Here is a 24,236-nt window from a genome sequence, read left to right on the forward strand (position 1 = left end):
ATGCCGAAATCTTAGAACAAATCGCGGACTTTTCCTCCGTCATCCCAATGATGATCCTTTGGGAAAGCCTTGCTATTCCATGCCTTTTTGCTTGTCCAATCGATCGGAGCGTCACTCCAGAAAGGATGAGTTGCAGGGAGACCGAGAGGCAGGAATGACAGTGAGGTCATGTACAATGACCCATTGTTCGTGTACCAGTCAGCAATGTTCGGCTGCCGGCCTGCGAATCCGATGGTCAGGAAGCCACCTTCGTTGAAATTCTCCTTACCATCAAACATCCTGTGCATCACCGCCGTCAATGCCGCCCGTACTTGTCCGTTAGTCAGTCCGGCAGGCAGTTTCTCATGCCATGCCATCATTGCCAACGGCTGCAGTGTCGCCATGCGGTAAGGAATGGAACGCCCGAATACCGGGAACGTGCCTTCCGGCGAAATCATACGTTCGAGTACGATTGCAAACTTCTGTGCACGCTTGAGCGCACGGTCATAGTATTTCGGATAATGTATACGTGTGCGCACCTTCGCATCTATCATTGCCTGAAGCGTTTCAAGATACATAGGGTGGAAAACATAACTGCTGTAATAGTCAAAGGCAAAAGAAGGACCGTCGGCATACCATCCGTCGCCGACATACCACTCCTCGACTTTGCGTATTGCGGAGTTTATGCGGTAGTCATCATGTGGCGCACCCGCTTTAGCAAGCAGGCTTTCAATGGTGGCGGAGAACAGCAGCCAATTGGTGTAAGGTGGGTCGACACGGCGCAATTGTGTGAATTCCTTGATGTAGCGTTGCTTTGTAGTCTCGTCAAGCGGTGTCCACAACGCATCAAATCCGCGCAGGAAACTCTCGGCAATGTATGCCGCATCGACAAGCGGTTGTCCTTCGTTGCGCCACAGGAGATAGTCCGGGCTGTCAGGGTCAACGGCATTCTTGTAGCTTGCGAGTGCCAGTTGGCGCAGCTCCTTGCGCTTTGCTCCCTCGTCAGTGTTGTCGTCCGGTAGTGCCAGCCATGGCGCAATGCCCGCCATAAGTCTGCCGAACGCCTCCATATAAGTCACCTTCTTGTCGCGTCCGTCCCATGTCGGGCTGACTTCCACAAGCATGTTCTTCTGCAATTCGCCCTTTGCCATGTTGCTGAGGACAGGGTAAGCCATTTTATAAAGCAAGTCCACCCAATACTTTCGGTCGGCGTTGCTGCCTGCTTCAAGGTAACGTGTGTACTCGCAGGCTGCAAGCAGGAACGCTCCGACACCAAAGTTTGATGTGGATTTTGCGTCAACCACCTGTCCCGGAATCGCCTTTTCGCCGATAGGTTGCACATAGCCTATTCGTCCGTCCTTCTGCAAAGCCGTGTTTTTGAGATAGTTCCAGCCTTTCAAAGCCGCTTCCTTGTATTTTGCTTCGGTAAGGTAACCATTGTTTATGCCCCACAAAAGACCGTATGTAAAGAATGCCGTGCCGGATGTTTCCGGTCCTGGTGCGTGCGCCTCATCGTACATGGAACGGCTCCAATAACCGCCCGGCTGCTGACATGCCACCACACCATTGGCAAGACGTATGTACTTGTTTTCAAAGAATTTGCGGTGCTTGTAGCCGGCCGGCAAATCCTGAAGCACTTTCGCAAGTCCTGCAAGCACCCAGCCGTCGCCACGTGCCCAAAAGTCTTTCTTGCCGTTCGCGCTCTTGTGCTTTGGGTAAACATACTTCGCATCACGATAGTAAAGCCCCTCGTCGGCGTCATACATGATGCTGTCGGAATAAAGAATGTACTCATACAGCTTTTCAAGATACTTCGGGTTGCCGGTAATCTTATGCAGCTTTGTCATGACCGGCATGACCATATACAGTCCGTCCGACCACCACCAATAGTCGTTTTTCGGTGTAGACATCTCGTACTCCATCACCTGCCGTGCGCGTCGTATGCGCCGGTCGTCGGGAAGAATGTTGTAAAGGTCGGCATAAGTCTGGAAACAAATCTGCCAATCGCCGAACAGCACATGGTTGTCCGTCTCGCCATAGTTGTACTTCCATTTCGACTTGTCGTTGCCTTTCGCACCCTTCCACTCGTTGTGCTCAGCCCATTTCAGTGAGTAGGCAAGCCATTCCTCATTGCCCGTAAGGCGGTAAGCCTCCATGTTTCCTGTGTGATATGCGGCATTATCCCAGAAAGCATTCCTTTCCGGCGTGTTGTTGCGCTGCCAATAGTTGTTGACTTTTGCAATTATAGAGCGTACTTTTGCAGCCTCTTTTGCCTGCAAAACGGTAGGGATACACAATAAAAGACACGCAAACAGTGCAGTGATGATATACTGTTTTCTTGAAATCATAGGATAGATAATAATTAGTCAGATGTGTGAAATTACCTCACAAAGTTAGGAAAAATTCTTGAAATCTGCAAGAATTGCGCACAAAAACGTGGAATAGCGGAAGTTTTTGGCATACGAGGAAATCGTTTTTCAGATATATTGTGTAAATTTGCACCTGAAGACTATGCAATCCATGTAAAACAAACCAAATGAAAATCAATATCTTTCTTATTGCCATATTTGCTTTGACAAGTGTGGCGGCATTTCCCAGAAAACATAAGAAAAAGCCGTTGAAGACCCACCTTTCGATGGTTGGGAACGGCTGGAGCGGCACTTCCGTCAATACAGCGGTGTTCCGTACGAACTCCGTGGCATCGCACGGCAACACGCAATATGTGTCCTATTACGATGCTGACGGTTTCCTTACCCTTGCCAAAAGGCGCATGGGGACGGACAAATGGACTGTGCAGCGCAGCCAATACAAGGGGAATGTCAGGGACGGACATAACGTAATCTGCATAGGCATTGACGGTGACGGCTACCTCCATGTGGCGTTTGACCACCACGGCCATCCGTTGCGCTATGCCCGCAGCATAGCTCCCGGCAGCCTTACGCTTGGTGACCGGGAACCGATGACAGGGATTGACGAGAAGAATGTGACCTATCCTGAGTTCTACACCCTTGCCGACGGTGACCTGCTCTTTGTCTATCGCTCAGGCGCTTCAGGGCGCGGCAACATGGCGATGAACCGTTATGACAGGCGGGCAAAGCGGTGGCTGAGGGTCCGGGATTCGCTGATTGACGGCGAGAACCGGCGCAGTCCGTACTGGCAGGTGTATGTTGACGGCAATGGCATCATCCATGTTTCGTGGGTGTGGCGTGAGACATGGCTTGTGGAGACAAACCATGATTTGTGCTACGCGCGGTCTGCCGACGGAGGAAAGACATGGACTCGCAGTGACGGGACGCCATATTCCCTGCCGATAACAGCCGCGAATGCGGAATACGCCTGGCGCATACCGCAAAACTCAGAGCTGATAAACCAGACTTCCATGACAGCGGATGCCGACTCACGCCCGTACATTGTGACTTATTGGCGCGACAGTGATTCCACTGTTCCGCAGTACAGGCTGGTGTGGTATGACGGCGAGAAGTGGGGCAGTCGTATCATTTCCCGGCGTACCACACCGTTCTCACTGTCCGGCGGCGGCACGAAGATGATTCCCATTTCCCGTCCGAGGATAGTTGCCGACGGCAGGAATGTCGGTGTCATCTATCGTGATGTCGAGCGTGGCAGCCGTGTCTCCTACGCCTATTCCACCACCGGATGCAACGGCGAGTGGCATACTGTTGACCTTACCGACTTTTCCGTTGGCGCATGGGAGCCGAGCCATGACACGGAGTTATGGCGCAGCAAGCAACGCCTTGACCTCTTTGTGCAGCAGACATCGCAGGGCGATGGCGAGCGCGCGGTGGACGCCGCCCCGACTCTGGTGTATGTTCTTGAGGTGCGGTAGGATAGTGTTGTAAACCAATGAGATAACATTGAATCAATCTTGTCGTATTTATATGTAAAACAAAAGGTCACAGTTCGTGTCATGAACTGTGACCTTTTGCGTTATGGAAGGTAACCTTTCGTCATGCGAAGTGTTACCTTTTGTCAGACGAGGGATTACGGTGACTATGATTTGAGTGATATTTCAATTTTCTTGATTGTCAACTCTATGTTTAGTTTGTTAATCGTACCACCATTTTCCGGTAATCCCAAACATTTGCAGAATTCAACATAATCTTTATTGTTTTCGTTTACTGCTTTTTCTTCTTTTGGGGGTATACCGTCAGTAAATACAATGACGAGAAACAATGCTTTGCTTTTTGAGTTCTTAATAGCCTCGAAAAAGGTGCCCATGGTGCTTGTCATCAGTTGATACTTTATGTCTTCTGTATCTTCATTGATTTCGCATCCAAATAATTCTTTGGCTAATGTGTCTATTCTGTACTGCTTGTTTTCTGACGCATTACATAGCTCTTTGGCTATTGATTTGCCAAATGACTCAGACACTTTTGCTTCAATGCCTGCAACAAAGTCTTCGCCAATCTTCTGTCAAGGGCAATGTTTCTGATGCTTTCTGCTTCTTTCATATATCCCAGCACATACCAACGCTGTTGGTAGGCTTTCATGGCGTAAGGTTGAATGTGATAAGTTTCTCTGTGTCCGTTGAATGGTTGATAGTCTATCATCAGTTCCTTGCTCTGCTGCATTGCCTCGATTACCGTTTGGATATACTCAGTCCCATGTGGTATGTTCTCAAAAAGAATCCTATCTTTCATATTATGTCCGGCCTCAATCATGTTTGAGAGTGTGAAAGAGTTAAGCAGCCATTGACGGGTTTTGTCAAGACGAAGGCTCTCCGGTGATGATATGTAATATTTGTATGTGGAGGTATCGCATTTTATTTCCACACCGAATAATTCAAATATAGCATCTCTGTGCACATGAAATGTTCTTAAAGCAAGAGGTTTGCCGTCGCTTAGATAGCTATCCCTCCAACGGTTGCTTATCTCTTCAAAGGTCAGTTTCCTTTGGTGTAGAAGCGTATTTAACAACCAAATATAGCGATTGAATGTTTTGCTAATCATGCACTTCTGTTTTAGGTTTTTGTGTTATTATATTGCAAAGGTAAATAAAATGATGCGCAAAAACTCTGCATAACTCATAATGATTATTAAAAGAATTATATTTTTTTGTCAGTTGCGCAGTGCTACTGCATAGCTAAGTTATAATTTTGCATTCAAAATCAATATTCAATCATAAGTAAAAATATTATGGGAACAATTAATCAACACATGTATCAACAAGAGCTTCTTGTAAGAAAGAACGCTATCGAGGCTATTGAGGCTTTGACAAAATTCGGGCTTAAACGGCTGAATGCCAATGAAATGTTCTATACCTATGCAAAAATGGAGCTAAAATATATTGACGAACTTGGCTTGGTGAATGATTTGTTGGAAATAAAGAGATTTGTTGATGGAGTCAGGTTGCGTTTTAATGTGAATGTTATCGAATCTCAAGGAGATTTCCGAAGTAGTTGTGTATGGGTAGCATTGGGTATCAGCCGTATAAGAGACATTAATGCTCTTACAATTCCTGAGAAAACTTGGGGAGAACTCTTAGAACAAAAGGTACTGTCCATGTACTATCCAAAAGATGTTATGGATGAAATCCTTGAATGGGCAAAGCATGAAGAATTTGATTTTTCCGTTCATCTTGGACAACCGATAATCAAGTTTAGCAACATCTTTGTTTTAATCAAATGTACAGACATGTAGACTGACAAGTTGTGCCGTACTAATCGCATTAGAACTTTTCAAAGATTTCATTTGTACATAAAAAATAGAGAAGGATGTTTTTTGTCCTTCTCTATTTTTTGCGATGGAGCGCTACTGTTTTTTGTGATAGTACGCTTCTTGTTTGTAGGATGTTGTGTTTGCCGATTATTTACGATAGTGCTTGTGCACAATGTCAAGCAACCGGCGGTGGTTGTCAGGAGAGTTGCCCGCAACGAGTCCGCATGGGTCAACGCAGGTGACGGCATTGCCTTCGAGGTCGGTTATTATGCCTCCAGCTTCGGTGAGGATGAGTGATGCAGCGGCATAGTCCCACGGGCTGAGGATGTATTCAAAGTACAGTTCGCAGCGTCCCATGGCGACATAGCACAGTTCGGGTGCGCAAGCACCGAAGCGTCGGAGGTCGTTAATCAGAGGGAAAGTGTCGTTGATGATTGCCGAGCATACGGCAGCGTGCTCCTTATGGTAGACCGGCAGTGCGGTGCACATCAGCGAATTGTTGAAAGAACGCTGTGAGACATTGATGCGTCTGGCAGGTTTCACGGTTGTTTTTGTCTCGCAATCAATCATTTCGAGATATGCCCCTTTGCCTTTTTCGGCAAAGAAGAGTTCGCCTGTGATAGGGATGTAGACCATGCCGAGCTGCATTTCCGAGCCTTTGCGCAGTCCGACGCAGATGGCTGATTGTGCTATTCCGCGGCTGTAGTTTGCCGTGCCGTCGATAGGGTCGATAATCCATGTGCACTCATGTGACATGTCATTCATGTCCTTCTCTTCGCACAAAAAGCCGCTTTCGGGAAGAATGGCAGCGAGATGCTTGCAGAGGAAGTCCTGAACGGCGACATCTGACGAGGTGACAATGTTTGCCATGCCGTCTTTTTCTTCTATTTCAAAAGCATCTGTTGCCATGAGGCGCGATGCTTCAAGTACGATTTCTTTTACTTTTTCTATCATGTGTTGTTGTGTTATGTAGGTTTGATGTTTCTTTCTTCCGGTACTTTTCACAGGCTATGGGCAAAGTGTATGCCAATACAAGATTGTGATAGTCTCTGCTGCCAGGGAAACAAAAAGACCGCCGACTCTGAGAGCCGGCGGTCATTTCTGTCGTACTGTTCGTATTAAGTTGATGATTACTCAGCAACTGTTGTGTCAGCAGCAACTGTGTCAACTGCAACTGTATCAACAGCAACTGTGTCAACAGTGTCAGTAGCCTCAGCCTGAGTTGTCTTGTTACCGTTGCATGATGCAAAAGAGATAGCTGCCATAGCTACGAACATAAATACCAATTTCTTCATTTCTTTTTAAGCTTTTAAATCTGTAAAACAATCAATTGTTATTAAAACGATGCAAAGGTACATACTTTTTTGAATCCTGCAAAGTTTTTTTATGTTTTTTTTTGGAGGTTATATGTAACTTTTTTGCAAAGTGTTGATTATCAATGGGTCTATGAAAGTTAAAATTATGTTAATCTTAATGTGTGTATAAGTCTTCGGCAGATTTATGGTATTTTTCCTGCTGTAAAGTGGTGTTGTTTCTTATTCTTCGATGTTGTCAAGTGCGTTTTTTGTAATTTGGCTCCAATAGCCGACAGCACCGAGAGGGGAATAGCGTAGCAATGATTTTGTCTTTCCTACAAAACCATTCTTTGTCTTGCATTGCAGCTGATTGCAGAGGAGTGCCTTTGTGTTTTTGTATTTCTTGTGCATGAACGGCAGTTCGTCTGCATCGAAATGGAAGATGTCAATCAGCAGTGACCCTATGAGTGACGTCATGCGGCGTATATGGAGCTTGTTTATCCAGTTGTCAAGTTTCACAAAGTCCACACGGTCTCCTTTTTGGCGGAGGTATTGCCCTACGAGGATTATGCCCGGAATGGAGAATCCCTGTCTCTCGATATGGTCTATATTATATATAATAAGGTTGAGGAACTCCAAGGTCTCTGTCGATGTGTCTATCATGTGAGGTTCCTCAGCCCATATCGCTTCCCTTTTCTTTTCTTGGAATTTGTTCACAAAGTGGTAACGTTCTGCGCATGAGTAAGGCTCAATCTCTTCTTCTGCTTTTTTCATGAGCATTTCTGCCTGCTGCCATTTCCATTGGGACATGGGGATTGTCTCTTCATCCGAGTTGAACGCAGTGCGGCGCATGAGGATGAAGATGTTGTCGAAAATGATTTCTTTGGTTTTGTTCATTTGCTTGTAAACCGATATGGACGACCTGTGATTATAGCCATTACGGCGCATATTCCGAGGGCGTAGGGGTAGAACAGATATGGGATTATCTCTATAGGGGCTATTGCGGAGAGGCCTCCTGCCATGAGCAACTGTGCTCCATAGGGTATGATGCCCTGTGCAAAGCATGAAAATGTGTCAAGTAGTGATGCCGAGCGGCGTGGGTCGATGCCAAACTTTTCTGCTATTTGCTTGGCTATAGGTCCAACGGTGATTATAGCCACGGTGTTGTTTGCGGTGCAGAAATTGACAACAGTGACAAGGGCAGCTATCGCTGCCTCTCCTCCACGGCGGCTGTCAATGTGGCGTGTTATGAGATTTATGATAAGGTTTATGCCACCGTTCTCGCGGACTATCTCAAGCATTCCGCCGGCGAGCATGGTGACGATGATGAGTTCGGACATGCCGAGAATACCGGTGTTCATTGACTGCATCCAGCCGAAGACGTCAAATGCTCCGCTCATGATGCCTATCACTCCTGTAAGGGCGGTGCCGATGGTAAGGACTACCAGCACGTTTAGCCCTACGGCAGCAAGGACAAGGACAAAGAGGTAAGGCAGGACTTTAAGGAAATCGACTTCATGGATTCCGGCAGGAGCGCTTGTGTTGTGTCCAAGGATTATGTACAGTATGAATATGCTTATTGCGGCAGGAGCGACTATGAGAAGATTCGCACGAAACTTGTCGCTCATTTTGCAGCCTTGTGTCTGTGTGGCTACAACGGTTGTGTCGGAGATGAATGAGAGGTTGTCGCCGAAGAACGCCCCGCCAACGACTACGGCTGTCATCATGGCGATGCTTGTCCCTGTTGATGCAGCGAGCCCTGAGGCTATGGGGACAAGTGCCACGATGGTGCCGACACTTGTGCCGACGGATATGGAAATGAAGCATGCGGCAAGGAATATTCCTGCCATGAGCATGTCCGGTGGAAGATAGGCGAGTGCAAGGTTTACGGTATTGTCAATGCTTCCCATCTCTTTTGCTGAAGAGGCGAATGCTCCGGCAAGGATGAAGATGAGTATCATGAGAAGCATGTTCTCAGAACTCGCCCCATGGGAGAACACCTTTATTCTCTCTTTCAGCGGTTTGCCTTTCAGTGTGGCTATGGCTACTATGGCAGAAGCCAGAAAAGCCACTGTTATGGGTACTTTGTAGAAATCGCCCATAACGATGGATATGACCAGATACAGTGTTATGAATGTGAGGAGGGGGAGTAATGCCATGTGCTTTCAACTTCCAACTTTTACCGTTATTATGAAAGTGAACAAAATCAGTTTCCTTGTTGTTGCACAACTGGTATCGCTGATTTTGTTCACTATGCTGTATGGCGAGATAGTCGCCTTATGATTACAATGTCACGCCGTTCTTGAAGATAGAAATCTCACGGTAGCCGTTGATTTCGTTGCGTGCCGGTTCGCCGGAAGCGACAGCGAGCACCTTGTCAATGAACTCATTGCGGACTGTGAGCATATCCTTGCCCTCGATAAGCTGACCGGCGTTGAAGTCTATCCAGTTTGACTTGCGGCTTGCAAGGGTAGGGTTGGTAGCGACTTTCATTGTTGGCACGAATGTTCCGAACGGTGTTCCGCGTCCTGTCGTGAAGAGCACGATGTGGCATCCTGCACTTGCCAGAGCGGTGGAAGCCACGAGGTCGTTGCCTGGAGCAGAGAGGAGGTTGAGACCGTTGACCTGCAGACGGTCGCCATAGCCGAGGACTCCGCTGACAGGAGCACGTCCGCACTTCTGTGTGCAGCCGAGAGCTTTGTCCTCAAGTGTTGAGATGCCGCCCTTCTTGTTGCCCGGTGAAGGGTTCTCTCCTACAGGCTCACCATGGGAAAGGAAATACTCTTTGAAGTCGTTGACGAGTTTCACTGTGTCCTCGAAAAGTTCCTTTGTCTCGCAACGGTTCATGAGGATTGTCTCAGCACCGAACATTTCTGGAACTTCTGTGAGGATTGATGTACCACCCTGTGCCACAAGCCAGTCAGAAAGTTCTCCTACAAGAGGGTTGGCTGTGATGCCGGAGAAACCGTCAGAGCCGCCGCATTTCAAGCCGATGCGCAGCTTTGATACAGGCACATCTTCACGCTTGTCCTCTTTGGCAATCTTGTAAAGGTCACGCAGAATCTCCATTCCTGCTTCAACCTCATCACCGTCAACATCCTGTGTGACAAGTAGCTTTATGCGGTCTTTGTCGTAGTCGCCGAGCATTTCCATGAAATCCTTTGGCTGGTTGTTCTCGCAGCCGAGGGAAAGTACGAGCACAGCACCTGCATTTGGATGAAGAACGAGGTCACGGAGCACTTTTCTTGTGTTCTCATGGTCGTCAGACAACTGTGAGCAGCCATAGTTATGGTGCCATGTGTAGACAGCGTCGATGCCCTCACACTTAGTCTCTTCGCGAAGTTTCTCTGCAAGTTTCTCTGCAATGCCGTTTACACAGCCTACGGTAGGTACAATCCACACCTCATTACGCACACCTACATCACCGTTCTTGCGTACATATCCTTTGAATGTGCGGTTCTCGCAAGGAATGTTCAGTTTCTCGTCTACTGGATTGTATGTGTACTCAAGTTTTCCGGAAAGGTTTGTTTTCAGGTTGTCCTCGTTGACCCATTCGCCTGCTTTGAGAGCTGTCATGGCATGTCCGATAGGATAACCGTACTTTATGATGTTCTCGCCCTCTGCCTTGTCCTCGATAAGGACTTTATGTCCTGCAGGAGTATCCTGAAGAAGGATGATGGACTTTCCGTCAACTTCAATCTGTGTGCCTTTTGCAATAGGCTGGAGGCAGACAACTACGGAGTCGGCAGGATTGATTTTTAAAAATGCTTGCTGCTTCATAATTTGTTTAGATTTATTGTTTGTAAGATTTTGATATAATAGTTTCTGTCATGCAGTTAATGGATTCATAAGTGCCTGCTGATAAAGCATTTCACCAAATGCAGCCCACTTTTGTGTGATGGTGTTAAATTTGCTTATGCTGGTAGAAATCGACATTCTCTTTCGTGAGAAGCTCTATGGGCATATAGTTCACAGGGTTCACCTCCTGTTTCAGTATGATGGCACGGAACAGTGCATCCACACAGTTGTACCCCTGCATGTATCCATGTTGTGCTATTAGGAATGAGATGCTGCCCTGGCGGATGCATTCCGCGTTCTTTTTAATCATGTCATACCCCATTATCTGTACATTCCTGCGGTTTGTACGCTGAATGAATTCCGCAACGATGTATGCCTTTGAGGTGAAAGTGATGCAATGGTGTATCTGCGGATGGTTCTCAAAGAACTCTTCAAGCAGTTCGTTGTGCGTCTTCGCATCTTTCTCCAGTAGCAGGTCAAGCTCTATTACCTTTATTTCAGGGTGATGCTCATTGATATAGTGGCGGAATCCGACTTCACGGTTATACTGCTGCTTTGATGCGATATTTCCGTTCCTTGTCTGTTTCATCAGCATTATCTCTTTTTCGTTTCCGGCAACAAGCATCATCATCTTGGCAGCAAACTGCCCTGAGCAGAATGGGTCTTGACCATAGAATGCCAAAGGCTTCAGGTCAGGAAGATATGAGTCAAGGAATATGAAAGGTATGTCGAGTTCGTGGAGCTTGTCTGTGAACGTGCGTGTGTATTCGAGTGATGCCGGTACAACAATCACGCCATCTGGCTTTTCCGTCATACATTGCAGGCATGTGTCATGGAACGAGTCTGCACAGAAACGGTCGTAGCGGATTGTACGGACATTTATCTTGAAGTCCCGATGAGTCTCTACGGCATGCATGGCTCCTTCCTCAACTTCAGTCCAATAGTCTTCGGATTCTTTCTTTGGCAACAGCTGGTAAAATGTGCAATGACGGTTGGTTGCCATTGCTGAAGCGTAGGCGTTTGGCTGGTAGTTTATGGTTTCCAATACATTCTTTACCTTTTCTAAGGCAGATTTCGACACGTTGGGGCGATTGTGCAGCACTCTGTCAACTGTTCCCACCGAGACCCCGGCACGTTTTGCTATATCCTTTATTGTTACCTTTTGACTCATTGATTGAAGATATTGTTCTGGAATTCTTTGCAAAAATAGTAATAAAATTTGAATTGTGCGAACACACAGTCCATAAAAATATTAAAAAAAGTCATTTTTTTCATTATTTTCTTCTTTTATTAGCAAAATTATGTGTAGTTTTGTAGATGATTTTAATCAAGTGTATGGATTGAGAGATATAATTTATAACAAATATAATCTATAACATTATAAACATAACTTAAATCAAAACAAAACTATGGCAAAAGTGGTGACACTCGGCGAGATTATGCTTCGCCTTAGTCCTAATGGACAGGATCGTTTCATTCAGACAGACATTTTCCGCATCATCCCCGGTGGTGGCGAGGCAAATGTGGCAGTAAGCTGTGCCAACTATGGTCACGATGCTTATCTTGTGACAAAGCTCCCTGCTCATGAAATCGGTCAGATTGCTGTCAACTCTCTTCGCCGTTACGGTGTGAACACAGAGTTCATTGCACGTGGCGGTGACCGCGTAGGTCTTTACTATTGCGAGACAGGTGCTTCAATGCGTCCTTCAAAGGTCATTTATGACCGTGCAAACTCTGCCATCGCAGAGGCAAATCCTGAGGATTTCGATTTCGATGCAATCATGGAAGGTGCAGACTGGTTCCACTGGTCAGGCATCACTCCGGCTATCTCCGACAAGGCTGCCGAGCTGACAAAGCTTGCTTGTGAGGCTGCCAAGCGTCACGGTGTGACAGTGTCTGTTGACCTTAACTTCCGCAAGAAGCTCTGGACATCAGAGAAGGCTATCTCTATCATGCGCCCTCTCATGCAGTACGTTGATGTCTGCATCGGCAATGAGGAAGATGCAGAGCTCTGCCTCGGCTTCAAGCCTGACGCAGACGTTGAGGGTGGCGAGACAAATGCTGCCGGCTACGAGGGCATCTTCAAGCAGATGAAGGAAGAGTTCGGCTTCAAGTATGTCGTATCTACTCTCCGCGAGTCTTACTCTGCAACATTCAACGGCTGGAAGGCTCTCATCTATGACGGTAAGGAGTTCTATCAGTCAAAGCGTTACGAAATCAACCCAATCATCGACCGCGTAGGTGGTGGCGACTCATTCTCCGGTGGTCTTATCCACGGTCTTCTCACTAAGGAGACACAGGGCGAGGCTCTTGAGTTCGCTGTTGCTGCTTCTGCTCTCAAGCACACTATCAACGGTGACTACAACCTCGTCAATGCTTCTGAGGTAGAGGCTCTTGCTGGTGGTAACGCTAACGGTCGCGTACAGCGCTAATTGGTTGACAATTTAGGAATTATTTACTACTATTACTAAGGACAAATAAAAAAATAGTAAATAAAGTAATGGCAAAGTTCGATAAGTTTCAGGTGATGGCGAAAATCGCTGCAGCACCTATGGTTCCTGTTTTCTATAACAAGGATGTTGAGGTTTGTAAGAATGTAATAAAGGCTTGCTACGAAGGTGGCGTACGCGCTTTCGAGTTCACTAACCGTGGCGACTTCGCTCACGAGGTGTTCGGTGAGCTCTCTAAGTGGGCTAACACAGAGTGCCCTGAGCTCGCTCTCGGTATCGGTTCTGTTGTTGACGCTCCTACAGCAGCTCTTTACCTCCAGCTTGGTGCAAACTTCGTTGTAGGTCCGCTCTTCAACCCTGACGTTGCTGTTGTCTGCAACCGCCGTTGCGTGACATACTGTCCGGGATGCCTCACACCATCTGAAATCGGCAAGGCTCAGGAAGTGGGATGCGACTTCACAAAGGTGTTCCCGGGCGACGTTGTGGGCACAAACCTCATCAAAGGCCTTATGGCTCCAATGCCTTGGTCAAAGATTATGGTCACAGGCGGTGTTGCTCCTGAGAAGGAGAACCTTGAGAAGTGGTTTGCAGCAGGTGTGTTCTGCGTAGGCATGGGCTCCAAGCTCTTCCCTAAGGACAAGGTTGCAGCAGGCGACTGGCAGTACATCACTGACAAGTGCAAAGAGGCTCTCAGCTACTGCAAGAAGTAAGAACCCTATACACGGCTGTTCACAGACAGGAGAATATCCAAGGACGCATTACAGTGTGTTTCCATGGACAGCCGATAATTGAGGAAAATAAGTTGTCATTTATAAGCAACATAACAGGCAGACTTTCTATCATCATAACGATGATGGGGAGTCTGCTTTCTTTTTACTCCTGTTCGGATAATGACCAAGTGGCACTGCGTCTGAACAGGATAGCCTACTCACAGCACTACCGTTCGCTTGAAAAAACAAAACTGTATGCTGACAGTGTCCTGACGCTTCCTGCTGCATCCGCAGACCAAAGGGCTGAGGCTTTGAACAATCTGGCTTTTCATCATATAGGCAAGATGCAGTATGCTGTCGCAGACTCTCTTTTGAGAAAAGTGCATCAGACGACGGACAACAGCATAGAACTTCTCATTGCCTCTGTCCAGCAGATGCGCATCTGCCAGCGTTGCTCTGCCAATAAGGACTACTACCAGTACCGCCAGAATGCGTTGCAGCACTTGAAGCGCATAAAAACAGAGCAGCCGGCACTGTCGGAACATGAGCAGGAAAGGCTGTTGTACGGCGAGAGTGAGCTGTATCTTGTCTCCTCTGTCTATGACTATTATGTCGGAAACACAGACGCTGCAGTGGCGTCGCACCTGAAGGTTGACAGTCTTGTCGGGCTGCGCCGTGATACGGCACAGTACGTCGCTTTTCTCTACAATATAGGTTCCGGCGGCATACTCCGCCATGGAACAAAGGAAAACATTGCCCACCAAGAGCTGGAATGCCTGATGCTTTGCTACATCATCTCTCGTGAGAACGGCTACATTTATTGGTGTGCCAATGTCTTGCAGGCACTGAGTGAGCAAATGATGGATAACCCGAACATGGAAATGCCTGACGAACGCTTGGCACGAAGGTACATGGGCATTGACAGCATACAAGGCTCTTTCGTGCCGGGAACCCTTGCCGACAAGGCTCTGCGGCTGTTCAAGGACTATGGTGATGTCTACCAACAGGCGGCTGCATGGCGTACCTTGTCACGCTGCTATATCCGTATCGGTGACTATCCCGGTGCCGTCTACTCTCTGCAGCAGGCGGTGAAAGGTGATTCCGCAATAGCCCAGGCTCCTGCTCTCATGGCATCAATCCACGAACAGTTCTCGATAGCTTTCTCGGCAATGGACATGAAGCCGGAGAGCGACCGGCACCGCAACACATATCTTGACCTTTACGAGAACACGCGCCAGGACAAGCAGTTGGAGGCGCGTGCCGAGCAGCTTGGCAGCCAAGTGCAATGGCTCAACATACTTATATATATAATAATATGTGTCGTTGCCGCGCTTTTGTTCCTCCTTCTCTATCTCGTCATGCGCCGCATACGCATGACACGTGCCGGAAAGCCTTTGGCAAAAATGTCGTCAATGCAAGAGGAAAGCCGGCTGGGGATAGCGGATCTTGAAGAGAAATTGGAGGAGTGTGAGGAGCAATGTGCCATGACAGAGCATGAACTCTCCGTACTTCAGGAGACTTATGCAGAGCATCGCGCCAAGATGCACCTGATAAACTCGATGACACCACTCATAGACCGGATGCTGCACGAGACATCATCGCTTTGCGGAAAGGCAGAGTCGGAGGAGGTGCGTGAGGGGCGCAGGCAATACATAGTGGAGCTTGTGGAGCAGATAAACAGCCGGAATGATTTCCTTACAACATGGATAAAACTGAGACAGGGCGAACTGTCCCTCCACATAGAGTCATTCCCTTTGCAGCCATTGTTTGACATCATACGCAAGAATGCCGCAAGCTACACGCATCGAGGCATAAGGCTTGAAGTGGAAGACACTGCCGAGACGGTGAAGGCGGACAGGAGCCTTACACTCTTTATGCTCAACACGTTGTGTGACAATGCGAGGAAATTCGCAGCGCGCGATGGTTATGTAAAGGTCTATGCGCGCAGGGAAGGAAATGGCAGCATGGTGGAAATCTCTGTCGAGGACAATGGTTGTGGCATGACGGAACGGCAGACAGAGCGTATCTTTGATGTGAAACCGATTGCGGACGAGGTGACACGTGGCATGAACACTGCCGGCATGTCCCATGGATTCGGACTTATCAACTGTAAGGGAATCATTGAAAAGTACAAGAAGACCAATGCGCTTTTTGCCGACTGCATGACAGGTGTGGAGAGTGAAGAGGGCAGAGGCTCGCGCTTTTTCTTCCGTTTGCCTGTGGGCGTGAAGCGTCTTTCCATGGCGGTTATGGCATTTGCCTTGTCCTTCAGTGCCGGTGCACAGGACTATGTATCCCTTGCCGACAGCGTCTATGAGTGCAATGTGAAAGGCAGATACTCCGAAGCACTTGGCTTTGCGAAACGTTGCATAGAGGAAATCAACGAGGATTATGTTGCCGGAGGCGGACAGCGCAACGACACACTGATGTTCTTTGACCGTGAGATGGCGTCTTCCGCAGACATGCGCTGGCTGAATGACTCCGTTCCCTTTGACTATCAGCTGCTGATGTCCTTGCGCAATGAGATTGCTGTGTCTGCTCTTGCCCTGCATGAATGGGACATCTATGCGTACAACAACATTATTTACACGCAGATGTACAAGGAATATTATGCCGACACCACGCTTGCCGACTACTGCCGGCGCATGCAGGTCACAGAGACAAACCGCAATGTGGCGATAGTCCTTCTTGTCCTTCTGCTCTTCCTTTTCCTGCCTGTCTACTATTTTGCGTACTACAAATATGTCATCAAGGATGTCCGTTCTGCCATGGATGCCATGCGCAGGGAAAGGAGAAAGCGTGAGAAACAGCTTGCCGAATTGCGTGAACGCAATGACAGAATGGCTTTTGAGCGTGACAGACTGCATGTCCTTGACAATGTGATGGCTAACTCCTTTTCTGCCATAAAGCATGAAACAATGTACTATCCTTCACGTATCCGCCAACTGCTTCTTGATGCGGACGCTGACCGGTCGTATTGCGAACTGGATGAGGTGACACGCTATTATCGTGCGGTTTACGGCATATTGGCGCAGCAGGCTATGGCAAACAGCCGTCAGAAACTTCCGCCTGCCATCCTCATGGATATTCTTCTGCGGAATCTTGCCCGGCTGAGTGGGCAGCGTAAGGCGGACATTTTGCCGGACGAAAGCGATGGGCAGTACATTATCTACCGTATAGATATCACGCGCCATGACGAGGCACGCATAAGAATCTGCACGCAGATAGTCCGTGACCTTGGTGAGATGTTCACGCTCCACAGGTGTGGCACGACATTGGAAGGTTCTGCATTTCAGGTTGTTGCTCCAAAGATGTGAAAATCATTGGTGTATGCGATTCTCGCATTGGTCAGACCGATAAATGAATTGTAAATTATTGGTGTCCGAATGAAAAATAATGACAAGCAGCAAAGCTCTTATATATCCCCATCTTATGAGGTTTTTCTTCAAAAAGGGGATTGTCTTGTAAACCGCGTCAGCGGTTCTCTGCACAGGAATATCCGTACATTACGTACACAATCAGAGATGTATTCTGCGTTTTACCTGATAACACCAATAATCCAATTTAGTTGTTTAAAAAATTGGTTGTGCTCCACACATTATCGTAATTTCGTCGAACTCACGTTAAATAGGGTGTTGATATGCGAGTCCTCGCAAATGAAACTCATTTCAAAGTTAGTGATTTCTTATTAAGTAAGACACCAACAGTTGTTTTGCTAATATGTAAACAAATGGGTTGTTGTAGTTTGCATATTGTTATCAAAATCGCAGTTTTGCAAAACTAATAAAACAAGAAATGTTAAAATAGTATAGATACAATGAAAGGTAACACTTTGCATGGCAAAGTGTTACCTTTCACTAAGTCAAGCGTTACCTTTCATCATGCAAAAGGTAACCGTTCAATGTGTCATTTAATACCGTGTGTTTGTTACACCTGCAAGGGATTCCCGTTTTCAGGTGTCCGACGACTGATCAGCTTTGAGGTTTCTCCTTTTTGCTTTTGTTGACAGGCTTGCGATGCGGACGGTTTTGCTTCTTTTTAGGGGCACCCTCCTTGTTTTGTTTTGCCTTGTTTGTCTTTGGGCGTTGTGAAGGTCGGGCGTTGCGTTTTCCTCCCTGATGTTGGCGTGATAAGTCTTTCTTTGCGGTTTTGTACTCAGGACCGTTTTCGAGACCGTCAGGCATAGGGAGCTTTGTGACCTCGCGTTCAAGGAATTTCTCTATCATCTGGAAATAATAGATGTCATTCTCGCTGACGAGAGTGATGGCGCGTCCGTCCCTCTGTGCACGTGCCGTGCGTCCTATGCGGTGGACATAATCCTCAGCATCATGCGGCACATCGTAGTTGATTACCATAAGGATGTCATCGATATCGATACCCCTTGATACGATGTCCGTGGCGACAAGCACATCAATCTGTCCTGCCTTGAAGCGGAACATGATGTCGTCGCGCTCCGCCTGTGTAAGGTCGGAGTGCATCGCCCCACAGTTGATTTTCATTCGTGTGAGCTTGGTGGCAATGTCCTTGACCTTCGTCTTTTTGCCGGAGAAGATGATTACGCGCTGCAAGTCGCCTTGACGGAATATGCTTTCTATGATGCGCAGCTTCTGCGGCTCGTAGCAGACGTAAGCCGCCTGTTGGATTTTCTCGGCAGGCTTTGACACTGCAATCTTCACTTCCACAGGGTTTTTGAGGATTGTTTTTGCAAGTTCCTCGATTTTCTCCGGCATGGTTGCCGAGAACATTATTGTCTGGCATGTCGGCGGAAGCTCCTTTGCTATCTTCATGATGTCCTCGGAGAATCCCATGTCAAGCATGCGGTCGGCCTCGTCGAGGATGAAGAATGAGCAGCGTGAGAGGTCGAGATTTCCAATCTGCAGGTGTGAGATAAGGCGTCCCGGTGTGGCAATGACAAGGCCTGCACCTTCCTTCATGGCTTTCACTTCCTGGTCGAATCGGTTGCCGTCATTGCCGCCATAGACAGGGATTGAGGATATTCCGTCAAGGTAGTAGCCGAATCCCTGCATCGCTTGGTCAATCTGCTGTGCAAGTTCTCTGGTCGGCGACATGATGACGCAGTTGATTGCATCGCTTGGAAAGTCGTCAGGGTAGTCGTCAATGAGCGAGAGCACCGGCAGGAGGTAAGCCGCTGTCTTACCTGTTCCCGTCTGTGCGATGCCGAGGACATCCTCGCCGTTGAGTATGTGTGGTATGGTCTTTTCCTGTATTGGGGTGCATTCCTCGAACTTCATGTCGTAGAGTGCATCAAGGATATTGTACGAGAGGTCTAATTCTTCAAATTTCATTAAATGTTTTTTCTTGTTTTGTTGTTTTTAAATTGCTGTGTTCTTTTTATTTTACCGTCCCACCTTTGGTTTCCACAACCGCAGGGGCTTCTACGGCGGAGAACTCCGGTGCATAGGCGCAAGATACGGTGCAAGTGCCCTGACGGTATCTTCCTTCGCGGTCGACAAAGTACTCTGTCTCGATTATGTGTGTGCCTTTTGCCATCGAGTCGAAGTAATAGTTTGTCATGTTGTCCTTTGTCTCGCGGTAGTATCCGCTCCATGAGCCGCGTGCTGTGCCATCGGTCTTTGCTGATTGGTAGCCACTGAGCTGCTGAACCGGTTCAAGACATGCCGCACGGTTGTCGGTTACCTTCACGAAATCATAGTCACGGTCGGCGTTGACAGTGATGCGCACAATGACTTTGTCTCCCACAGCAGGGTTCTTGTCACCGACAATCTCGCGTTTGACAGAGAAGCATGTGCCACGTGTCTTTACGGATGAGAGTGGCGCACGCTGTGTGACGAGCAGTCCGCCCCATGCCGTGCCTTTGGAATCCTTGGATGCAGAGAAGGCAGTCTGTCCCGGTTGGATGTCAATGATGTCACCGTCTTTCACCTCTTTTCCACCGATAGTCAGCTTATAGGCTATGTCGCGGTTCATCTCGATGTCATTGTTGCCGCTCATGAATGCCCATACCGCATCGGCAGTGTTTGCAGAATTGTCCCATTGCTGGGTGCGCTTCTCGTGCAAGAGCCACTGCTGCATCTCCTCAACGGTCTGCTTGTCCTCAGGGCAAACGATGCGGAGAGCCTCTATGGCAGCCACCTCGGTAGGAATCTTGTAGTTGCGCCAGGAGTAGTGAGCCTTGCGAGTGTCGTAGTAGCGTCCTGCCTCCGGCGTGTAGACAGAGTACTGGCGCATGCTCTCGATGAACTCCTTCGCTTTGGCGCGCTTGCCGTAGCGTGAGAGAATCACCGCACTCTGAGCCTTACCATAGATAGTGAATTCGGCAGGAATTTTCTCCAACAGGTTGACAAGATACTTGATGTCCGCTTCCGCTTTGCTGCCGAAAGTCTTGCCATTGTCCTTCTGCAAGGCGCAGATGTAAAGGATTTCTGTCGCAAGCTCAGAAGGATGGACTCCCTTTGCAGACTTGAATTTCTTCAGTCTTTCCACCTCTTTGCCGAGACGCTCAAAGAGATAAGGCATCGCTTTCTCCAGCATCTTGTCTGTCTCCGCTGTCGCAATGTATTTTGAACGCAGGCGAGCAAAGTATTTGGCTATGCTTGCCGTAATGTAAGGAGAACCGCACATGCCTTTCCACCATGACCATGAGCCGTCAGAAAGCTGCATTTCGGCAAGCTCTTTTGTCACAGAAGTGAGGAGAGAGTCAGGCGTTTGGGCAGGATACATCGTGCCGACATACACCGCAGTGGCGAGTGACAGTGCATCCTTGTGTGCAGGACGGGTGATGTGAGGGATAGCGTCAAGGACAACACGCTCAGCGTTTGCCGTGTAGCGCACAGTCATCTTGCGGTCGGTGCTGCCGTTGATGAGCAAGTCCTTGATGTTTGTTGTGAAGACGCTGTCACCACGTTGCATGAACGCAATGGTGGAGATAGTCTCCTCAACGGCAGGGAGCACAGGGATGAACTGCTGCTCACCGTCGCTGGAACCGTCAGCATCGGCAGCCACAATGCGATAGACAAGCACACTGTCATTGCGCGTTACGGCTGGAGCATCAAGGCTTACAGCCTCCGAGCCTTTTGCCTTGACAGTGACAACAGTCTTCTTTTCCCAAAGGACTGTCTCTGCATCGGCTGCGAGGAGTTGCATTGTGACATTCGCATTGATGTCCTTGTCGGTGGTGTTGCTTACGGTTGCCATGAACACCGGTTGGTCGGCGTTCTTCTTTTCGCCTTCGCGGAGGAAGCGAGGGATGTTAGGCTTGACGATGATTGCCTTCTGTGCGACGCACGTTGTGTCAATAAACGCATGGCGCATCTTGTCATCATGGACGAATCCCATGAACCTCCACGTCGTCATTGTCTCAGGCATGCGGAACGACATGGTGAGGTTTCCGTCCTTGTCAGCTACGAGTGACGGTGTGAAATAGGCTGTCTCGCCAAGGTCAGTGCGCACGAGCGTTGAAAGATTCTCTGCGTCTTTGACCTCGCCTAATTCTTCTGTGGTATCATATCCGCTGTCTTCGGCACTGCTTTCCGTGACATTAAATGTCCCGACAGCCTTTGGATCGGCAGAGTCATAGGCATTGCGTGCCGCTTGTTTTGCAGCGGCCATCATCAGCGGGCGTGCACCACGGATGCGTATTCCGCCGGCTGCGTTTGGCATTAATGCCATTTCTTCCTCAGCATAGTAGAGCAATTCCGGTTTGAAAGAGCCGTAATTGATATAATTTTCTGTCAGACTCTTGTAGGTTGCAGACTTGCTGCACCACAGTGATGTTGTGTTGTGTGCAGACCAGTTGTTATAAAGGCTGAAAGAGTTTCTTATGACATCAATGCCCCAAGAGTGCTTTGCCACAAGGTCAAGGCTCTTGTCGAAGACAGTGGCAATCAGCGAGGCAGAGCCGGCAGGAGTGTTTTTGTCCTTTCCGCCTGTTATGCGCAAGCTCCATGTCTCCATAGCTCCTGGCTGTGTCCTGTCGCGAAATGTTGTCCAAGTTGGTGTGAGTTTGAGGTCAGGCTGCGGACGTTTGATGCTTTGTGTGTAAGTATAGGTCTTGCCGTCCCTTATTGCCACGCATTTTATTATAAGGTTTTCGCCGTATTCCTTTTTGTAGGTGAATGCCTTCTTGTAAGCCCCTTTCACTGTGAAGCGGTCGTGTAGGAGGCATTTTTTGTCAGCAAACAGTGAATAATAGACATGCAACGGCTCGGTGGAAGCACTGTCACTGACGGTGAAAACGACATTTCCTTTATGTGGAAATTCTTCGCTGCTCACGTTGAATTTTACGAGTTCTTCTTTATCACTGCCATTGTTGGGAGCGTAGAGAGGCACAATCTTGCCGTTTTTGGCAACACTTGCGCGCACACTTGTCCTTGCTTCGCGTGACTCTCCGTCCTTGGAAGTGACCTTTGCGGTGATGTCATAGACATAAGTTCCCCAGCCTTCCTCCGGCAGAGAGATGTTAAGAGGGATGACAATCTTGCCATTGCTGTCGGTTACGGTTTTCACATTGTTAGCCACAATGCGCTGTCTGCCCCAACGATAGAAGCCTGTACGGCGCTGTATCGTGTATTCCACATCGGCATTGGCTACCGGCATTTGCGTGAAAGTCTTGGCCTCAAAAGCCACACTGATGCTGTCGCCGTGACGGTAGGTGCTGTCAGGGTTGGCATAAAGTGACTTGTCGTCAACGGCATTAACCTCGAATGTCGGTCGTTTGTACTCTTCCACAAAGACTGTCGCAGAGGAGTGGACACTGTTGTTCGTCTTTGCAAAGATGGTAAAATGCCCGTTTTTCTCAACAGATTTTGGCAAGGCGAACTCAAAGCCGGCATTGCCATGCGCGTCGGTTATGACAGAGTCGGTGTAGATTTCTTTGTGGTCAGTGTCATTGATAGTGATGTTAACTTGCTTTCCTGCAATGACATGAACAGAGTCGGTGTTATAAGCATTATGTGCCACAATGCTGCCTTTGATGGTCTGTCCCGGTCGGTAGACAGCTCTGTCGGTGAAGACGGTGAGAATGTCTTTATCCTCTTTGTGGGTATAGTAGCTGAAATAATTATGGTAATTCTTTTTCCGGAACGCTTTGTCGGTAGTGGTGTAGGCATAAATTCTGTTCGGTTGGAAATCAGTTTTGCACACAACTTCTCCTTTTGCGTCCGTCACCAAAGAGAGTGTTTTCTCTGTTTTGCTGTTTCTTTCCTTAGTGATGACAATGGAACATGACGGGATAGCCTTGCCCGTTGTTGTCGAAACGGCGACAAATCGCTGCTTTTCTTGGTCAATGGGAAGGGAAAGTACGGTTATGTCGGAGTTGTATAATACATCATAAGTGGTAAGTTTGCCGGAAGAGACTTTTACAAGATACACGCCGATATGTAGTTGCGGACGGTCAAGAGTGTCATTGGCAACCTCCCATGGTTTGTGGGAAGAGTAGTCGCGTGATATGGTGCGAGCGGATGAACCACTTGCAAGTTTAAGGATTTTCGGCAAATCCTCCTTGCGGTTGGTGCTTAGAGAGAGCTTTCCGTCGCAGTTCATTGGCAGGAACTCGATGGTGAGTTTGCCAATGTTGCGTACGTTTTGGAGTGTGAGTTTCTCGCCAAGTTTCATTCCGAACTGCGGATTTGTCAAGTCAGCAAGCCGGTTTTTGAAGAAATTGACGTATTTGTTGCCGGCATATTCCGCAATCTTTTTCTGAAGATAGTCATAGCGCGACTTGTTGGAAATGTCGTCATCACGTAGCATAGTGGCATAGTAAGCCTGCTCGAGGAGTGCCACTTCCTCGACATTCTTGTATTTTGCGATGCCGTCTTTCAGCAGTTTGCGCCTTGTCGACAGTGAGAAATCGTCCTCGAAAGTGTTGATGTTCTGCACCTGGAAATACAGTTCCGCACATGCGGCAGAATGGTTTCCGATGCTGTCATAGTAATGCTTCAGGAACTCATAACGGCCCGCCTGATGCCCGATTATGCTCAGGAGGTCATAGTTCCACAGCTTGTCGTCCTCGCCCTTGTTGATTATTTGGTTCCATGGCGTGGACTTCTCTTTTGCCAAAAGGTCAGGATTGCTGAGTGCTTTGTCGTAATCTTTCCTTATTGTATTATAGACAGCAGCGAGGACTGGGTCGTCCTCTGACAGCTTTTCTATCTTTTTCAGTTGTTCCTGCGCATCCTGATACATGTCTTTCTTGACAGCTTCACAGTACTTTCTCCATATATAATCATAGTTTCCCGCTGACGCTGTGATGGTAAGGAATACAGAAAAAAGTATGGTTGTAATCTTCTTCATCGTTCAAAGTTTTGGGGTTGTGATGGCTTGTTTGTGTCGGGCGACAGTGTGGGCTGT

The 24,236-nt window shown here is 48.0% G+C and carries 16 protein-coding genes; 5 read left to right on the top strand and 11 right to left on the bottom strand.

The window, feature by feature from the left end; all coding sequences use genetic code 11:
* Positions 1-11 precede the first annotated feature (11 nt).
* Entirely contained in the window at positions 12-2,327 is a 2,316-nt protein-coding gene (locus E5358_RS03315) for a DUF2264 domain-containing protein (protein WP_135938865.1), read from the bottom strand.
* Between the two features lie 188 nt (positions 2,328-2,515).
* Between E5358_RS03315 and E5358_RS03320 the strand changes: the two genes are divergently transcribed.
* Positions 2,516-3,823: an alpha-l-rhamnosidase gene (locus E5358_RS03320; protein WP_135938866.1), complete on the top strand. Its 1,308-nt coding sequence runs from the start codon at positions 2,516-2,518 to the stop codon at positions 3,821-3,823.
* A 164-nt stretch (positions 3,824-3,987) separates the two neighbouring features.
* Here the strand turns inward: E5358_RS03320 and E5358_RS03325 are convergent, their stop codons facing one another.
* Together E5358_RS03325 and E5358_RS15265 are read right to left on the bottom strand one after the other, a co-directional pair.
* Positions 3,988-4,368, bottom strand: a complete 381-nt coding sequence (locus E5358_RS03325) for a DUF6946 family protein (protein ID WP_135938867.1) — start codon at positions 4,366-4,368, stop codon at positions 3,988-3,990.
* On the bottom strand, positions 4,341-4,637 hold the full coding sequence (locus E5358_RS15265; protein WP_277821146.1) for a WYL domain-containing protein: 297 nt from the start codon (positions 4,635-4,637) through the stop codon (positions 4,341-4,343). Before E5358_RS15265 ends, E5358_RS03325 begins: the two co-directional genes overlap by 28 nt.
* A 495-nt stretch (positions 4,638-5,132) precedes the next feature.
* Between E5358_RS15265 and E5358_RS03335 the strand changes: the two genes are divergently transcribed.
* Positions 5,133-5,636, top strand: coding sequence for a hypothetical protein (locus E5358_RS03335; RefSeq protein WP_135938869.1), 504 nt, complete (start codon positions 5,133-5,135; stop codon positions 5,634-5,636).
* A 165-nt stretch (positions 5,637-5,801) separates the two neighbouring features.
* Here the strand turns inward: E5358_RS03335 and E5358_RS03340 are convergent, their stop codons facing one another.
* The 6 genes from E5358_RS03340 to E5358_RS03360 all read right to left on the bottom strand — a co-directional run bounded on the left by E5358_RS03340 (position 5,802) and on the right by E5358_RS03360 (position 11,918).
* A complete protein-coding gene (locus tag E5358_RS03340; protein WP_338400488.1) occupies positions 5,802-6,659 on the bottom strand; it encodes an inositol monophosphatase family protein in 858 nt (285 codons plus the stop codon).
* A 125-nt stretch (positions 6,660-6,784) separates the two neighbouring features.
* Positions 6,785-6,949 (bottom strand): hypothetical protein, encoded by a 165-nt coding sequence (locus E5358_RS15040; RefSeq protein WP_168354567.1) that lies wholly within the window; start codon positions 6,947-6,949, stop codon positions 6,785-6,787.
* A 240-nt stretch (positions 6,950-7,189) separates the two neighbouring features.
* Positions 7,190-7,846 (bottom strand): hypothetical protein, encoded by a 657-nt coding sequence (locus E5358_RS03345; RefSeq protein ID WP_135938871.1) that lies wholly within the window; start codon positions 7,844-7,846, stop codon positions 7,190-7,192.
* Entirely contained in the window at positions 7,843-9,108 is a 1,266-nt protein-coding gene (locus tag E5358_RS03350) for a Na+/H+ antiporter NhaC family protein (protein WP_135938872.1), read from the bottom strand. Before E5358_RS03350 ends, E5358_RS03345 begins: the two co-directional genes overlap by 4 nt.
* 124 nt (positions 9,109-9,232) lie before the next feature.
* Positions 9,233-10,729 (bottom strand): UxaA family hydrolase, encoded by a 1,497-nt coding sequence (locus tag E5358_RS03355; RefSeq protein WP_135938873.1) that lies wholly within the window; start codon positions 10,727-10,729, stop codon positions 9,233-9,235.
* A 124-nt stretch (positions 10,730-10,853) separates the two neighbouring features.
* Complete coding sequence (locus E5358_RS03360) at positions 10,854-11,918, bottom strand: LacI family DNA-binding transcriptional regulator (RefSeq protein WP_135938874.1); 1,065 nt, start codon at positions 11,916-11,918, stop codon at positions 10,854-10,856.
* Positions 11,919-12,156: 238 nt separating this feature from the next.
* Between E5358_RS03360 and E5358_RS03365 the strand changes: the two genes are divergently transcribed.
* The 3 genes from E5358_RS03365 to E5358_RS03375 all read left to right on the top strand — a co-directional run bounded on the left by E5358_RS03365 (position 12,157) and on the right by E5358_RS03375 (position 17,224).
* Positions 12,157-13,179, top strand: coding sequence for a sugar kinase (locus E5358_RS03365; RefSeq protein ID WP_135938875.1), 1,023 nt, complete (start codon positions 12,157-12,159; stop codon positions 13,177-13,179).
* A gap of 68 nt (positions 13,180-13,247) precedes the next feature.
* Positions 13,248-13,907: a bifunctional 4-hydroxy-2-oxoglutarate aldolase/2-dehydro-3-deoxy-phosphogluconate aldolase gene (locus E5358_RS03370; RefSeq protein ID WP_135938876.1), complete on the top strand. Its 660-nt coding sequence runs from the start codon at positions 13,248-13,250 to the stop codon at positions 13,905-13,907.
* A 92-nt stretch (positions 13,908-13,999) separates the two neighbouring features.
* The gene (locus E5358_RS03375; protein WP_135938877.1) at positions 14,000-17,224 is read left to right on the top strand and encodes an ATP-binding protein; all 3,225 of its coding nucleotides are present in this window, start codon (positions 14,000-14,002) and stop codon (positions 17,222-17,224) included.
* Positions 17,225-17,878: 654 nt separating this feature from the next.
* Here the strand turns inward: E5358_RS03375 and E5358_RS03380 are convergent.
* Together E5358_RS03380 and E5358_RS03385 are read right to left on the bottom strand one after the other, a co-directional pair.
* The gene (locus E5358_RS03380; RefSeq protein ID WP_135938878.1) at positions 17,879-19,213 is read right to left on the bottom strand and encodes a DEAD/DEAH box helicase; all 1,335 of its coding nucleotides are present in this window, start codon (positions 19,211-19,213) and stop codon (positions 17,879-17,881) included.
* A 46-nt stretch (positions 19,214-19,259) separates the two neighbouring features.
* Complete coding sequence (locus tag E5358_RS03385) at positions 19,260-24,179, bottom strand: alpha-2-macroglobulin family protein (RefSeq protein ID WP_135938879.1); 4,920 nt, start codon at positions 24,177-24,179, stop codon at positions 19,260-19,262.
* Between the last annotated feature and the right edge of the window lie 57 nt (positions 24,180-24,236).

It is taken from the genome of Palleniella muris (assembly GCF_004792655.1).
GTDB classification, from domain to species: Bacteria; Bacteroidota; Bacteroidia; order Bacteroidales; family Bacteroidaceae; genus Prevotella; species Prevotella muris_A.

What these genes read in the sequence shown, in the direction of transcription:
- E5358_RS03345 (WP_135938871.1), bottom strand. Translation starts at nt 7,846, where the DNA reads ATGAACAAAACCAAAGAAATCATTTTCGACAACATCTTCATCCTCATG.
- E5358_RS03380 (WP_135938878.1), bottom strand. Translation starts at nt 19,213, where the DNA reads ATGAAATTTGAAGAATTAGACCTCTCGTACAATATCCTTGATGCACTC.
- E5358_RS03355 (WP_135938873.1), bottom strand. Translation starts at nt 10,729, where the DNA reads ATGAAGCAGCAAGCATTTTTAAAAATCAATCCTGCCGACTCCGTAGTT.
- E5358_RS03360 (WP_135938874.1), bottom strand. Translation starts at nt 11,918, where the DNA reads ATGAGTCAAAAGGTAACAATAAAGGATATAGCAAAACGTGCCGGGGTC.
- E5358_RS03365 (WP_135938875.1), top strand. Translation starts at nt 12,157, where the DNA reads ATGGCAAAAGTGGTGACACTCGGCGAGATTATGCTTCGCCTTAGTCCT.
- E5358_RS15265 (WP_277821146.1), bottom strand. Translation starts at nt 4,637, where the DNA reads ATGAAAGATAGGATTCTTTTTGAGAACATACCACATGGGACTGAGTAT.
- E5358_RS15040 (WP_168354567.1), bottom strand. Translation starts at nt 6,949, where the DNA reads ATGAAGAAATTGGTATTTATGTTCGTAGCTATGGCAGCTATCTCTTTT.
- E5358_RS03350 (WP_135938872.1), bottom strand. Translation starts at nt 9,108, where the DNA reads ATGGCATTACTCCCCCTCCTCACATTCATAACACTGTATCTGGTCATA.
- E5358_RS03320 (WP_135938866.1), top strand. Translation starts at nt 2,516, where the DNA reads ATGAAAATCAATATCTTTCTTATTGCCATATTTGCTTTGACAAGTGTG.
- E5358_RS03385 (WP_135938879.1), bottom strand. Translation starts at nt 24,179, where the DNA reads ATGAAGAAGATTACAACCATACTTTTTTCTGTATTCCTTACCATCACA.
- E5358_RS03335 (WP_135938869.1), top strand. Translation starts at nt 5,133, where the DNA reads ATGGGAACAATTAATCAACACATGTATCAACAAGAGCTTCTTGTAAGA.
- E5358_RS03370 (WP_135938876.1), top strand. Translation starts at nt 13,248, where the DNA reads ATGGCAAAGTTCGATAAGTTTCAGGTGATGGCGAAAATCGCTGCAGCA.
- E5358_RS03315 (WP_135938865.1), bottom strand. Translation starts at nt 2,327, where the DNA reads ATGATTTCAAGAAAACAGTATATCATCACTGCACTGTTTGCGTGTCTT.